Source organism: Adlercreutzia sp. DFI.6.23 (assembly GCF_024462535.1).
Lineage (GTDB): Bacteria > Actinomycetota > Coriobacteriia > Coriobacteriales > Eggerthellaceae > Adlercreutzia > Adlercreutzia rubneri.
This window is the reverse complement of sequence record NZ_JANGBP010000060.1, coordinates 1-465: the sequence shown is the minus strand read 5'-3', so window position 1 is coordinate 465 and position 465 is coordinate 1. Positions and strand designations below refer to the sequence as shown.

Annotated in this window: 1 protein-coding gene; it reads left to right on the top strand. The window is 64.1% G+C overall.

Going from position 1 to position 465, the window contains the following annotated elements:
- Positions 1–19: 19 nt before the first annotated feature.
- The coding region (locus NE591_RS12335; protein WP_256156756.1) for a type II CAAX prenyl endopeptidase Rce1 family protein at positions 20–465 on the top strand (446 nt) is incomplete at its 3' end.

The window sequence follows — 465 nt, the reverse complement described above, 5'->3', positions numbered from 1 at the left end:
ACCGTGTGGCTTTGGGCCTGTGCTCGTCTTGGTGCTGCTCGCCGGCGTCGTGGGCGGCCTCGGTCAGTGGTGGGCTGACGGGGGTTCGCAAGCAGTGCAGCTGGCGCGCTGTGGCGCATTGCTTGCCGAGGCTTGGGAGGCGGCGGTGGTGGAAGAGGTGCTTTTCCGCGGCGTGTTGTTGTGGGCATGCCTGTCTTGGGCGCGTCGCCGGAATGAAGCATACCCAAGAAGAGCGCCGCGCGCTCATCGTCATGGGTTCGCCGGCTTACGCGCGGTCGTTGATCCCGTCGGTTTCGCGGTAATGGCGAGTTCCCTCATATTCGGATTGGCCCACCTGTTCCCTGAAGGATCGCTGATGGCGCCAGGAGCCGACATTGGTGTTGCTGCGATCCAGGGCGTTCTCACGGTGACGCAGTCGACGTTGTTCGGGGCTGTCATGGCGCTGCTCGTCGTTCGTAGTCCCTA